The following is a 12,480-nucleotide window of genomic DNA, read 5'->3' as shown; positions in this document are numbered from 1 at the left end:
GTCACAGGGCTTTGCGCCGCTCGTACGAAATCAAAGCTTTTTGCAGGTGAACGGGCCTCGCACGCCGGCGCTGAACCGTTCCGCTGCCGACAACGCCAGGCGGACCCGGGCTTTGGGGCGCACGCCGCGGCCGGCCGTAGCGTAGAGGGCGCCGAGGGCGATCTGGTCGCCGCAGCCGACGGCCGCGTAACCGTCGGCGGCCGATCCGACCTGGTAGTCGTCCTGGATCGTGTAGAGCCGGCCGCGGACGCCGACCAGGAACGTGCCGCCGAGTTCCTGTTCCTCCTCCTTGCGGGCGTATCCGCCGGATTTGAGGCAGTCCCGCAGGCCGTCGATGAATTTCGTGACCATGAAGCGGTCCAGGTCGCCCTTGGGCGTGGGGAGGTCAAGGGAATAGCGGATCAGCTGTCCCATCCGGAACGAACTGGTGAACCCGAACAGATACTGCTTGTTACGGAACACTTTGGGATCGGCGCGGACGGAAAGGTTCCAACCGGATGTTCCCGCACTGTCGCCGCCGATGTAGACGGCATCGCCCCGGGCCAATCCCACGATCGCGGTCATCGTCTTCCTCTCGGGTTCCCATCCCTGTCCGCCCATTGAACATCGTCTCGACCAGCCCACACCGATGTCGAGTTGACCACAGGTTCACGCCGGGGTTCGGCCGACGGCAGGCACCGATGACAGGATCGGCGCACCACGACGGAACGGGGAGATCATGCGGCGGGCGGCATGGCTATCGGTGCTGCTCACCGCCGGATGCACGGCTCCGCTGCCACCGTCACCGGAGCCGGGACCGTCGCTTTCCGCGGCTCCGGCGAAACAGGAACCGGACGAACGACCGTGGGCCGGCACCTGGGCGACCGCGGTCGAGAGCGGCGGCCGGTCGTTCGGCAAGCACACGCTGCGGCAGATCGTGCACACCAGCATCGGCGGTGACACCGCGCGGGTGCGGTTGACGAACGAGTTCGGGACCCGGCCGCTGATGGTCGGGGCGGTGCGCCTGGCCCGGCCCGTCTCCGGTGGTGTGATCGATCCGGCGACCGACCGGGCGGTGACGTTCGGTGGCCGGACGTCGGTCACGATTCCGGTGGGTACGACGGCGGTCAGTGACAAGGTGTCCTTCGACGTGCCGGTGGACGGTGATGTGGCGATCAGCGCCTGGCTGCCGTCGGCGACCGGCCCGAGTACCCGGCACGGGATCGCGGTACAGCACAACTACGTCGCCGCCGGAGAGCAGGTGTCGGCGGCGAGACTGTCCGGGGTTCGTACCGAGACCAGCTGGTTCTTCCTGTCCGGTCTGGACGTGCGCGGTGACGGTGGGGCGGTCGTCGCGTTCGGGGCGTCGATCACCGACGGCCTGGGGACACGGTCCGGTGCCAACGAGCGCTGGCCCGACCTGTTGTCCGACCGGCTGCGGCAGGCCGGGCACCGGGTCGGGGTGCTCAACGTGGGCATCAGCGGCAACCGGTTCACCGCGGACGGCCGGGGTGAGAGTGGCGTGAACCGGTTCGAACGGGACGTGCTGAGCCGGCCGGGTGTCCGGTGGGTGATCATCTCCGACGACGCGCTGAACGATCTGGGTGCGGCCGATCCACCTCCGGCGTCCCGGTTGATCGCCACGTTGCGGCAGTTGACGGCCCGGGCTCACTCGGCGGGGGTACGGGTGATCTGCTCGACGTTGACGCCGTACCAGGGTGCCGGTTATTGGTCGCCGCAAGGCGAATCGGGCCGTGCCGAGATCAACGCCTTCCTCCGTTCCGGCGGCAGCGGCTGTGATTTCGTTCTGGATCAGGATCGGGCCACCCACGATCCGGCCGCGCCGGCCCGGTTCCGGGCTGGCTTCGACTCCGGTGACCATCTACATCCGTCGCCGGCGGGCATGCGGGCGATCGCCGACGCCGCCGACCTGTCGTGGTTCGCCGGTTGATCGGGCATGCTCTGCACCCATGGGTCTCAAAGAGGTAGCACAGGGCGTTCTCGGCGCCGTTCTGACTTTCGCCGGGATCACTCATCTGACCGTGGCCCGGCAGGAGTTCCAGGCGCAGGTGCCGGACTGGTTCCCGATCGGCGCCGACCTGGTGGTGATCGCCTCCGGCATCGTGGAGATCAGTCTCGGGGTGGCACTGCTGGCCGTGTGGCGGCAACCGGCCCGCCGATGGCTCGGGGTGATCGTGGCGCTGTTCTTCGTGGTGATCTTCCCGGGCAACGTCGCCCAGTGGCTGGAACACAAGGACGGCTTCGGCCTGAACACCGACGGCGCCCGGCTGGCGCGATTGTTCTTCCAGCCGCTGCTGGTGATCTGGGCGCTGGCCGCGACGCTGCCGCCGAAGAAATCTACCGACTGAGGCCGTATTTGCGGTGCATGATCTTCTCGACGAGACCGCCGGGCAGCAGGCGCCGCAGCCCGAACACCAGCGGAGCGTTGCTGCCGACCGCGTAACGGGCTTTCGGGCGGGGCGCCTCGATCGCGGACACGATGGTCGCGGCGACCCGTTCGGCGGTGATGCCGTCGCGTTCGTTGCGGTTCAGGGCGGCCAGCATCGTCGCGAGATCGTCGCGGTACGGGGAGTTCCCGGCGCTGTACTCGGTGCGCCGCTCGCTGATGCCGGTGGCGATCGACCCCGGTTCGACGGTGGTCAGCCACACCCCGAACGGGCTCAGCTCGTGCCGGGCCCCGTTGCTGAAACCTTTGATCGCGGCTTTCGAGGCGACATAGGCCGACCGGTAGGCCAGCGGGAACGACGCCAGCATCGACCCGACCATCACGACCCGGCCCCGCCCGCGCTCGCGCATCCCCGGCAGCACCAACTGGGTCAGCCGCACCGGCCCGAACACGTTGATCTGGAACAGCCGCCGCAGTGCTTCGCCCGGCAACTCCTCGATCGGACCGGACTGGCTCTCGCCCGCGTTGTTGACCAGCACGTCCACCCCGGCCAGCTCCGGCGCGAGGCTCTCGATCGACGCGTCGTCGGTGAGGTCCAGAGCCAGGTACTCCACCCCGTCGGCACGTTGCTCCGGCTTGAGTGCCGCCGGATCGCGGCTGGTCCCGAGCACCCGGTAACCGCGGGCCACGAGAGCGGCCGCCGTCGATCTGCCGATACCCGACGACGCTCCGGTGACCAACGCAGTGCGATCCATGCCCGAAACCTTAAGACATTTTCCGGTACGGGTGGACACGCGACGATCGTGTGACTATCCGCCCTGGTAGTGGGCCGGGCCGACATCGTGCACCACATGATCAACCACATGTTCCGACGGCGTCTCGCCGCGGCCGCGATCGTATTCGGCACCGCGCTCGCCGGTTTGACCACGCCGGTGCAGGCTTCGGCCGCTCCGTCGTGCCCGATCGTCGACGACAAGGTGCGGGCCGCCACCGATCCGGCGAACGTCAAGCTCGACCGGATCACCCCGGCGCCGGTGTGGCGGCAGAACTGCGGCACCCTCTACCGCAGCGACAGCCGCACTCCCGACGTCATCTTCGCCACCGGTTTCTCCGCCAAGGACGTGACCGGCGGGCAGTACGACGTGAAGCAGTACGTCCTGGTCAACCAGCCGTCGCCGTACGTCTCCACCACCTACGACCACGATCTCTACAAGTCCTGGTACAAGTCCGGCTGGAACTACTACATCGACGCGCCCGGCGGCATCGACGTCAACAAGACCATCGGGGACACCCACAAGTACGCCGACCAGCTCGAAGTCGCGTTCCCCGGCGGTATCCGCAGCGAGTACGTGATCGGTGTCTGCCCCGTCGACAAGACCACCAAGACCGAAGTCATGAACGACTGCCTGAGCAACCCGAACTACAAACCCTGGCACTGATCCCGCCCGTGCGGGCCCGCCCTCAGTAGCGGGCCCGCATCACAGGCAGTAACCGGAATTCCGATCGCCCGGCTTACCCTTTCGCCATCCGTGGCACGGGAAATGGCCTGCGCACACAATTGTCCGAACGCTCCGAAATCAACCCGCCGACTGCAGCGAACATCACGCTCTGCGACCGATGCTGGTGCCCACCTCGGCGGGTACGGTCGAAATCGCCTCGCTCAGCGGAGACACGCCCCCGCTCAGCGAAGAGGCCGAGCGAGTGGGGATTCACCGACCGTGAGCGCACCGATGACACCTGCGGCCACCCTGTGGGCCCGCCTGTCCGCTCTGCTGCTGGTGGCCGGTCAGCAGCTGATCCGGATCCTGCAGCGGATCCCGGCCGTGCGGCACGCCCACGAGGAACGCGAACGGCGTCATCTCGCGGCGGTCGAGGCACAGCGCTGGGCCGACGAGGTGCGGGTCGCCGCGAGCCGGGCCGACGAGGCCGCCGAGCGCTGGCAGGAGTTCCGGCAGCACTCCGAGGAACACGCCGAGGCCGCCTGGCTGGCCTGGCAGGAAGCCGACCGCCAGCTGGACAAGACCCGGGCGGCCGCCGCCTTCCGGACTCCGGACACCCTGCGCACCACCACCGAGTTCGCCGCCCGCGAGCGTTTCCTGCACCGGGCGGTCGCCGAGGCGGTCGAGCGCGGCGACCTTCCGGCGACGGTGGCCACCGACCTGTCCGCCGGTGAGGGCGGCTGGAACCCGCGGTTGCATCCGGTCGAGCAGGAGCTGGTGCTGCACCGGGCGATCGCCGCCGTCCGCTACCACCTGTACCGGCAGGCCGTGGACGCGGAGGAGTCCGCCCAGCACGACGCCCGCCTGGCCGCCGCCACCCGGGACAGCCTGCGCCGTGAGGTGTCCCTCGCGTCCGGGCAGGCCGCCGCCCAGCGCCACCATCTGCTTCCGGAGCAGCCGCCGGCCACCGCCACCACCGCCGTCGCGAGCTGGGTGCAGCGGACCGCCTGACGAACTCTGATCAACCGCCGGTGTCGTTGCTGGAGGGCGGGGCGCCACGGTTCTAAGGTGGGGGCGCTATGACTGTGCAGGAGAACGACACCGAGAACCGTCCCTGCGCCCATTGTGGGCGCCCCGTGCCTCAGCGGGCCTCCGCCGGGCGGCCGTTCCGCTACTGCCGTGACAACGACGGTGAATGCCAGCGGGCGTCGCGCAACGTGCGGATGCGACACCGTTCGTCGCCGGGACTGGCCGGGCAGGTGGCGCGGACCTGGGAGGCCGTCGACCGGCTCGATCAGCTGGTCGGGTCGTTGAGCGAGGCCCTGCATTCGGAGATGTCCCCGGCCGGAGTGGAACGGCAGGTCGCCGAAGTCCGGGCGGAGACCTCCGGCCAGGTGGCGGCCGCGCACGCGGAACGTGACGACGCCCGCCGGGATGCCGACCAGGCCGCGAAGGCGGCGTCGGCGGCGCAGCAGCTCGCGTCGGCGGCCACCGCCGAACGCGACGAGGCACAACTTCAGGCGCAGGACGCGCAGCGCAACGCCGAGGAGTCCGGGCGACGGGCGCAGGAGGCGTCGGTGGCCCGCGACGAGGCGGTCCGGGCCGCCACCACGGCCGTCGCGCTGCGCGAGCGGGCCGAGGCCGAACGGGACGCCGCCGGGCGGGAGCGGGACACAGCCCGCAAGGAGCTTCTTGACGTACGGGGTCAGCGGGACGCCTCGGACCGGGACCTGAAGACGGCTCTGCAGGACGCGAAGGACTTCCGGAGCGCGACCGAGCAGGCCCAGCGTCAGGCCCGCGAGGAGCTGACGGCGGCTCGCGCGGAGTCGGAGCGCCTGTCGGAGGAGGCGCTCCGGGACCGGAAACGGGCGGAGACGGCCGACCGGGAGCGTGACGAGGCGGCCGGCCAGGTGCGCCGGGTGCTGGCCGAGGTGAAGTCCGCGCAGGAGTCGCTGTCGGCGGTGTCGGCGGAACGCGACGGTCTGCGCCGGACCGCCGAGGATCTGGAACGTGCGGTGGAGCGCGCCGCCCGGGAGCAGTCCGATCTGGAGCGCCGCCTGTCGTCGGCCCGGGCCGACGCCGACGCCGCGCAGCAACGGGTCGCCCAGTTGACCTCACAGGTCAGCGACTTGGCGGCGGCCCTGGCCAACCTGGGCAAGGCCCGCCCGGCCGCCCCGGCCCAGCCCGCCGCCTCCGAGAACAGCTGACCCCACTTCAGCGTGGTGACTTCGGGTTCGGTTCGCACCCGAAGTCACCACACCGAAGCGGCCGCCCGACCGCCCCACGCCGCCCGCCCACGTCGCTCGCGCCCGGCGGCGTCACCCGGATGACGGTCGCTGGAACGGGTGAGTGGGTGGTGGCGGTGTTTCGGAACCGGCTGGTGTGCACGCCGAGGTTCGGGGTAACCAGTTTGGGCACGAAACGAAGGGGTTGACGGGTGACCATTCTCACGTTCGCCGGGCGGTTCGCGATGTTCCGGTAACACTTCAGGAGGCCCTGTTGTAGCCGATCACTACAGTAAGCGGATCGCCAGGTAACCCAAGGTTCCGTAAATTAAGAGTGAATCCGGTCGAGTGATCGACATCGCACCACCCACAGAAGCGTCAAAGAACCATAAAGTGGACCAAGGTCCACTCTGACGCCATCTCGGTTTGCGGGGTGGGGTGAGTGGCCGGTTACGCTCATAGCGTTAACACCGTCGACACCGGCGGTGCGGACAGACTTTCGGCGGCCGTCAGGGATCCCGGCTGGAGGAATCCAGCGGCCGCCACTTTCGTTACACCAACGAGAGCAGCACCACGAGCGAGGGGAAAGCCGATCATGGGCGAACGCATGCTGCGTGGCAGCCGTCTTGGCGCAGTCAGCTACGAGTCCGACCGTAACACCGAGCTGGCGCCCCGGCAGACCCGCGAGTTCCTGTGCGCGAAGGGTCACCAGTTCGAGGTGCCGTTCGCCGTCGACGCCGAGGTGCCCACCACCTGGGAGTGCAAGTTCGACGGCAGCGTCGCCCGACTGGTCGATGGCAGCGAGCCGGAGCAGAAGAAGGCGAAGCCGCCGCGCACCCACTGGGACATGCTGCTCGAGCGGCGTTCGATCGCCGAACTCGAGGACATTCTCAACGAGCGGCTGCAGGAGGTCCGCACCCGCCGAGGCCGCTGAGAACCGAACCGAAAGGCCGCCCCCACGCTCGGCGTGGGGGCGGCCTTTCGTCGTTCACGGAAGGCCGTTCCAGATCCGGGGTGGTCAGGATGGGGAAGATCTCGTCGAACATGGCCCCAGTGTCACGCGCCGGAACCACGGCGAACGGCCATCTTCCCGGCTGTCACGCGCCGGAACCGCAGGCAAAGGCCGTGCTCCCGGTTGTCGCCCACCGGGAGCAGCGGAACCGGATCAGCGACGGTGTCGTCACCGGGACCGAAGGAAACCAGACCGGAGGAAACCGGGTCAGCGGACGATCTCGCCCTCGATGGCGCCGGCCGCCGGGCGGGGCGGCGGTGGAGCGTCGTCGACGACGACGGTCACCGGGCCGGACTGGTGCACCCGCACCTTGCGGGGGCCGAACAGGTCGCTGGTGGCGGCACCGCCGAGACGGCGCTCAGCGAGACGCTCGACGCCACGACGGGCCAGAGTGCGGCCCGGCGGCACGAGCAGCAGCAGACCCGCCACACCGGTGACGAAACCGGGGATGGCCAGTAACAGCGCACCGAACAGACCGATCAGCGAGTTGCTGACGCCGGCACCGGGCGGGCGGCCGGCCCGGCTGGCCTCCTGGAAGGCCCGCCAGCCGCGGATGCCCTCCCGGCGCAGCAGAGCGAGCCCGGCAAGGCTGGAGACGGCCAGGACCAGGATGGCCCAGCCGAAGCCGATGGCGTGCGCCACCGACACGAAAGTCAGGAACTCCGCGAACGCCAGCAGCGGGAAGACGAACGGAAGATAGGCCAGTCTGCTTCGGCGCATCGAAAGAACCTCCGAGGGTGTCACGAGCCCGTCTCACGACGGGCTCCGTCAAGCATGACACCTCACGGCCAGGTGTTGCCCTGTCGCGGCTTGCGGTTGAGCAGCCCCAGCAGGCTGTCCTTGCGGTGCTGCACGCCCCACAGGGTGACCCTGAGCAGTTGTTCCTTGAAGATGTTGCCGCTCATCTTGGAGACGCCGATTTCGCGTTCGGTGAACGTGATCGGCACCTCGATGATCCGGAAACCCTGCTTGTACGCCCGCCAGGTCATCTCGACCTGGAACGAATAGCCGGTTGACGCGATCGTCGCGACATCGATCTTGTCGAGAACACCGATCCGGTATGCCCGGTATCCGGCGGTCGCGTCCTTGAACGGCATCCCGAGCGCCATCCGGATGTACAGGTTGCCGCCGCGTGACAGCAGCAGCCGTCGCATCGGCCAGTTGTGCACCGTACCGCCGGGGATGTAGCGGGTCCCGATCACCGCGTCGTGGCCGGTGAGCGCGTCCAGCAGCCGGGTCAGCTCCTCCGGCGCGTGCGAGCCGTCCGCGTCCATCTCGACGACGACGTCGTAGCCCTTGTCCTTGGCCCACTGGAAACCGGCCTTGTAGGCGGCTCCGAGGCCCTCCTTGCCGGCCCGGTGCAGGACGAAGACGTGATCGTCGGCCTCGGCGAGTTCGTCGGCGATGGCTCCGGTGCCGTCCGGGGAGTTGTCGTCGGCGATCAGGATGTCCACCGACGGGACCGATGTCCGGGTCCGCTCGGTGATCAACCGGATGTTGTCCGACTCGTTGTAGGTGGGAATGATCACGAGGACCCGCCCCACTCCCGGGTAACCTTCCGCCTCGCTCACTGTTCCTCCGAAACCTTCACACTGTCCCCGTCGATTACGTCCCGCCGGCGGCGCAGGGGGAGCGCACCGATGAGGGCGCCGACCGTAGCAAGCACGAGCACCATCTCGGGCCGATTACCCAAACGGGTCGCCAGCGTACGCGGTCCGTCCAGATTCATGTCACGCACCACCACCGCAGCCGTGTTAAAACCGGTCGAACCATGCACGGTGCCCTCAGCATCGACGAAAGCGGACACGCCGACGGTCGACACCATCAGCCCCTCACGACCGTGCTCCACCGCCCTGAGCTGCACCATCGACAGCTGCTGCAACGCTTCGGCCTCGTTGAACGTGGCGTTGTTGGTCTGCACCGCGAGGATCTGCGCACCGCCGTCGATGACGTCCTTGACGAGACCGTCGTAGGCGACCTCGAAGCAGATCACGTCCCCGACGACCACCGCACCGGTGGCGATGACACCCGGATGGTCACCCGGCAGCATGTTGCTGACCAGGTTCGCCCGGTCGCTGACCAGACCCGCGATCGACCGCAGCGGCATGTACTCGGCGAACGGCACCGGATGCCGCTTCGCGTACTGCTGGGCCAGGTCGGGGCCGGTGCCGGGGTTCCACAGGATGCCGACGTTGTAGTTGTCGCCAGGGGTGTCGGTGCGCTGCAGGGTACCGACCAGGATCGGCGCCTTGACGGTGTCCGCGGCGTACTGGATCTGCTGCGCGGCGTCACTGTTGCGCAACGGGTCGATGTCGCTGGAGTTCTCCGGCCACACCACCAGCGACGGCTGCTTCTGCCGCCCGGCGGCCACATCGGCGGCCAACTGGACGGTGGCCGTCACGTGGTTGTCGAGCACGGCCCGCCGCTGGGCGTTGAACTCCAGCCCCAGCCGGGGCACGTTGCCCTGCACGATCGCGACCGTCGTGGCCGGCCCACCGGTCGCGGTCAGCGGCAGCGCCGCCGGGGCACCCAGCAGCACCGCCACCACGGCGGCGAACCCGGCTGCGGCCAGCATCCCCGACCGGCGCCAGAACAGCGCCACCAGGGCGCCTCCGGCCACCGTGACGGCGAACGTGACGAGGGGTGCTCCCCCGTACGCGGCAAGTCGCAGTGTGGGTGAATCGCCTTGACTGAACGCGATGCGCCCCCACGGGAATCCCCCGAACGGGGTCCGGCCCCGCAGGAACTCCTGGCTGGTCCAGATCAGCCCGGCCAGCAGCGGCCACAACACCCGCCACCGGTCCACCAACGGCGAGACCCACGCCCCGGCCAGCCCGGCCAGCCCGAGGTAGGCCGCCTGGAGCACCGACAGGATGATCCACGGCAGCCACCCGGCACCGATCGTCGTCCACTGCAGCAGCGGCACGAACAGCACCAGCCCTGCGAGCATGCCGAGCCCGAACCCGGCCCGCAACCGTCGCCGGTGCACCGCGGCCGACAACAGGGCCACTCCGGCCGGGGAGAGCCACCACAGGTCGAACGGCGGCAGCGCCAGCAGCAGAGCGGCACCCGCGGCGACGGCGAGAGCCGCGGCCACCGGCAACCGGAGAGGACGGCGCGGCCCGCCGGCCGGGGACGGACCCGGTTCGGCCAGCGCCGACGGGGGCAGAGTCATTTCCACGCGTGGCAGGCTACCCGCCCGCGAGCTGCGACGACGGAGGGGCGCGGTCACGGTTCGACCACGCCCCTCGGGTGCTCCACCCCTGTCCATGAGCAGTGCAATCCGGTGAGTTCGCCATGACCTTCGGACCGGCGCGTCGCGTGCCGGATGCCCGCGCCGCGCCGTTGTCTACTGGCCATGGCCTGATCACCTTCAGGGGCCGCCGCGACGGCCCGCACCACCCCGCACACTCCCGTCCCCTGGACCTGGCTGAACGCGCGACCCCAGCGAGGACTGCGGCCAGTGGACCGGAGAGCGAAACATGGAACCAGGAACTGGACGACGGTACGTCGATCCCCCGCCCGCCTGTCAACCGGGTCCCCCGTGTCGCGGCGTGTCGCATCCACGGGCGTGTCACGTCCCGTACCCGATCAGGTCATTCCCACGACATCTCGAGACACCGGAACAGACCGATGCATATCCGGCCCCGACCTCGACACCGGCTCACCCGGACCACACCGGCCCGGCACACCCGGCATCGACGGCCACCATCACCCCGGTAGCCCGGCGAGGTTTACGTCACCTCTGGAAGATCGTGCCGCCGTCCAGCACGGTACGCACACACACCGGCCGCTCCGGCAGCACGTCGTCGACGTCCGGCAGCAGCACCGGCAACCCGCCGGACACCCCGCCCGGCGTCTCCCACACCGCGAACGTCGCCGCCGCACCCGGCTTCAGCGTGCCCGCACCCTCCACTCCGGCCGCTCGCCAGCCACCGGCACTGCTCGCCGCGAACGCCGACCGCACACTCATCCGGAACCGGGGATTGCGCGGGGCCGCCGCCGCCACCACCATCGCCCACGGATCCAGCGCGGTCACCGGCGAATCCGAACCGAACGCCAGCGCCACCCCGGTCGCGTGCATCGCCCCGATCGGATTGCTGGCCAGCGCCCGGTCCACCCCGAGGCGCTGCGCGTACATCCGGTCCGTCCCGCCCCACAGCGCGTCGAACACCGGCTGCACCGAGGCGATCACCCCGAACTCCACCATCCGCGCGATCATCGTCTTGTCGATCAGCTCGACGTGCTCGATCCGGTGGTGCCCCTCCCGCAACCGGTCCACCCCGACCGTCTTGGCGGCCAGCGCGAACCCGTCCAGAACCGTCGCGATCGCGGCGTCCCCGATCGCGTGGAAACCACCCTGGAACCCGGCCCGTACACAGTCCAGCAGATGATCTGCGGCCTGCTGGGCGGTCACGAACGCCTCACCGCAACCGTGGTCACCGTCCAGATAGGGCGAGCGGACCGACGCCGTCCGCGAACCCAGCGCCCCGTCCGCGTACAGATCCCCGGCCGCCCCGTGCGCCCCCAGGTCCCGGGCCCGTTCGATCCCGCCCAGCTCACCCCAGTACCCGAACACCCGCGGCAACCCTCGCCCGGACAACGCCAGCACCGACGTGAAGTCCTCCTCACTGGACGTGCCCGGCCCACCGCACTCGTGCACCGCCGCGATCCCCAGCGCCGCCGCCCGCGACAGAGCCGTCCGCTGCGCCGACTCCCGCTGCGCGGGGGTCAGGGACCCGAGCGCGATCTCCCGTACGGCATGATGTGCCGCCTCCCGCACCCACCCGGACTCGTCGTGGCCGTGCACCCCGCGCGCGACCGGCAGCAGCGCCGACGAGGCCAGCGCCGAATGCACCGACGCCTGCGACAGATAGACCCGCCGGCCGCCCGCCGCCCGGTCCAGCAGCTCCGCGGACGGTGGCGTCTGATCCGCCCACGTCGACTCGTCCCAGCCGTGCCCGTGCACCACCGCGTCGGCCGGCCGGGTCGCCGCGAACTCGGCCACCCGCTCCAGCAGCTCCCCCGGCGACCGCACCGGCGACAGGTCCAGCCCGTCGAACGCCAGCCCGGTGTCGGTGGCGTGCAGGTGCGCGTCCACGAACGCCGGGGTCACCAGCGCACCGCCCAGATCGACGGTGACGTCGGCGGCCGGGGCGTCGGCGCCGTCACCGAGCCACGTGATCGTGGCACCGCCGGTGACCATCGCCGTGGCGCGCGGGTCCGCGGCCGAGTAGAAGCGTCCGTTCAGGTAGCGGACCGAGGGAGTCTTCGTCATGCCGGTCAGTCTGCCGCTCTCCGGCACATGTCCTCCACACCCACCTCACCACATGAAACAATCGCGATCAAGAGCCGATTGACCGCAGATTTTACGTTTGATCGCTACCTGGACCGGATATTCTCCGGTAGCTTGGGCCG

Annotated in this window: 12 protein-coding genes; 6 read left to right on the top strand and 6 right to left on the bottom strand. The window is 69.7% G+C overall.

All coding sequences use genetic code 11. The annotated features are described in order from the left end of the window. Positions 1-30 precede the first annotated feature (30 nt). Positions 31-564 (bottom strand): hypothetical protein, encoded by a 534-nt coding sequence (locus tag BLU81_RS02780; protein WP_092556519.1) that lies wholly within the window; start codon positions 562-564, stop codon positions 31-33. 154 nt (positions 565-718) lie between these two features. On the opposite strand from BLU81_RS02780, the gene BLU81_RS02775 reads away from it, so the two are divergent. Both BLU81_RS02775 and BLU81_RS02770 read left to right on the top strand, forming a co-directional pair. Next, on the top strand, positions 719-1,930 hold the full coding sequence (locus BLU81_RS02775; RefSeq protein WP_197686105.1) for an SGNH/GDSL hydrolase family protein: 1,212 nt from the start codon (positions 719-721) through the stop codon (positions 1,928-1,930). A 19-nt stretch (positions 1,931-1,949) separates the two neighbouring features. Beyond that, positions 1,950-2,348 (top strand): DoxX family protein, encoded by a 399-nt coding sequence (locus BLU81_RS02770; protein WP_092541290.1) that lies wholly within the window; start codon positions 1,950-1,952, stop codon positions 2,346-2,348. Here the strand turns inward: BLU81_RS02770 and BLU81_RS02765 are convergent. After that, complete coding sequence (locus BLU81_RS02765) at positions 2,338-3,141, bottom strand: SDR family oxidoreductase (protein ID WP_092541288.1); 804 nt, start codon at positions 3,139-3,141, stop codon at positions 2,338-2,340. The genes BLU81_RS02770 and BLU81_RS02765 overlap by 11 nt on opposite strands. Positions 3,142-3,249: 108 nt before the next feature. Between BLU81_RS02765 and BLU81_RS02760 the strand changes: the two genes are divergently transcribed. From BLU81_RS02760 to BLU81_RS02745, 4 genes are all read left to right on the top strand, one after another. Then, the gene (locus tag BLU81_RS02760) at positions 3,250-3,825 is read left to right on the top strand and encodes an ADP-ribosyltransferase (protein ID WP_269460979.1); all 576 of its coding nucleotides are present in this window, start codon (positions 3,250-3,252) and stop codon (positions 3,823-3,825) included. A gap of 279 nt (positions 3,826-4,104) precedes the next feature. After that, positions 4,105-4,836 carry a hypothetical protein gene (locus BLU81_RS02755; protein ID WP_157751128.1) on the top strand — a complete coding sequence of 244 codons (732 nt, stop codon included), beginning with the start codon at positions 4,105-4,107 and terminating at the stop codon, positions 4,834-4,836. 68 nt (positions 4,837-4,904) lie between these two features. Next, entirely contained in the window at positions 4,905-6,032 is a 1,128-nt protein-coding gene (locus BLU81_RS02750; protein ID WP_092541284.1) for a coiled-coil domain-containing protein, read from the top strand. Positions 6,033-6,645: 613 nt separating this feature from the next. Beyond that, complete coding sequence (locus BLU81_RS02745; RefSeq protein WP_045741810.1) at positions 6,646-6,984, top strand: RNA polymerase-binding protein RbpA; 339 nt, start codon at positions 6,646-6,648, stop codon at positions 6,982-6,984. A gap of 285 nt (positions 6,985-7,269) precedes the next feature. Here BLU81_RS02745 and BLU81_RS02740 read toward each other — a convergent pair whose 3' ends face one another. The 4 genes from BLU81_RS02740 to BLU81_RS02725 form a co-directional block, all read right to left on the bottom strand. Beyond that, positions 7,270-7,782 carry an FxsA family protein gene (locus tag BLU81_RS02740; protein WP_092541282.1) on the bottom strand — a complete coding sequence of 171 codons (513 nt, stop codon included), beginning with the start codon at positions 7,780-7,782 and terminating at the stop codon, positions 7,270-7,272. A gap of 62 nt (positions 7,783-7,844) precedes the next feature. After that, complete coding sequence (locus BLU81_RS02735; protein WP_092541280.1) at positions 7,845-8,633, bottom strand: polyprenol monophosphomannose synthase; 789 nt, start codon at positions 8,631-8,633, stop codon at positions 7,845-7,847. Beyond that, positions 8,630-10,237 carry an apolipoprotein N-acyltransferase gene (gene lnt, locus BLU81_RS02730; protein ID WP_092556513.1) on the bottom strand — a complete coding sequence of 536 codons (1,608 nt, stop codon included), beginning with the start codon at positions 10,235-10,237 and terminating at the stop codon, positions 8,630-8,632. Before lnt ends, BLU81_RS02735 begins: the two co-directional genes overlap by 4 nt. 564 nt (positions 10,238-10,801) lie before the next feature. After that, on the bottom strand, positions 10,802-12,340 hold the full coding sequence (locus BLU81_RS02725) for an amidohydrolase (RefSeq protein WP_092556511.1): 1,539 nt from the start codon (positions 12,338-12,340) through the stop codon (positions 10,802-10,804). Positions 12,341-12,480: the final 140 nt, after the last annotated feature.

Origin of the sequence: Actinoplanes derwentensis, assembly GCF_900104725.1 — a bacterium.
Taxonomy (GTDB): Bacteria; Actinomycetota; Actinomycetes; order Mycobacteriales; family Micromonosporaceae; genus Actinoplanes; species Actinoplanes derwentensis.
Note: the sequence above shows the minus strand (reverse complement) of the source record. Positions and strands in the feature narration are given on the sequence as shown.

Excerpts from the sequence above, each read along its gene's own strand:
- BLU81_RS02780 (WP_092556519.1), bottom strand. The coding sequence starts at position 564 with ATGACCGCGATCGTGGGATTGGCCCGGGGCGATGCCGTCTACATCGGC.
- BLU81_RS02775 (WP_197686105.1), top strand. The coding sequence starts at position 719 with ATGCGGCGGGCGGCATGGCTATCGGTGCTGCTCACCGCCGGATGCACG.
- BLU81_RS02770 (WP_092541290.1), top strand. The coding sequence starts at position 1,950 with ATGGGTCTCAAAGAGGTAGCACAGGGCGTTCTCGGCGCCGTTCTGACT.
- BLU81_RS02765 (WP_092541288.1), bottom strand. The coding sequence starts at position 3,141 with ATGGATCGCACTGCGTTGGTCACCGGAGCGTCGTCGGGTATCGGCAGA.
- BLU81_RS02760 (WP_269460979.1), top strand. The coding sequence starts at position 3,250 with ATGTTCCGACGGCGTCTCGCCGCGGCCGCGATCGTATTCGGCACCGCG.
- BLU81_RS02750 (WP_092541284.1), top strand. The coding sequence starts at position 4,905 with ATGACTGTGCAGGAGAACGACACCGAGAACCGTCCCTGCGCCCATTGT.
- BLU81_RS02745 (WP_045741810.1), top strand. The coding sequence starts at position 6,646 with ATGGGCGAACGCATGCTGCGTGGCAGCCGTCTTGGCGCAGTCAGCTAC.
- BLU81_RS02740 (WP_092541282.1), bottom strand. The coding sequence starts at position 7,782 with ATGCGCCGAAGCAGACTGGCCTATCTTCCGTTCGTCTTCCCGCTGCTG.
- lnt (WP_092556513.1), bottom strand. The coding sequence starts at position 10,237 with ATGACTCTGCCCCCGTCGGCGCTGGCCGAACCGGGTCCGTCCCCGGCC.
- BLU81_RS02725 (WP_092556511.1), bottom strand. The coding sequence starts at position 12,340 with ATGACGAAGACTCCCTCGGTCCGCTACCTGAACGGACGCTTCTACTCG.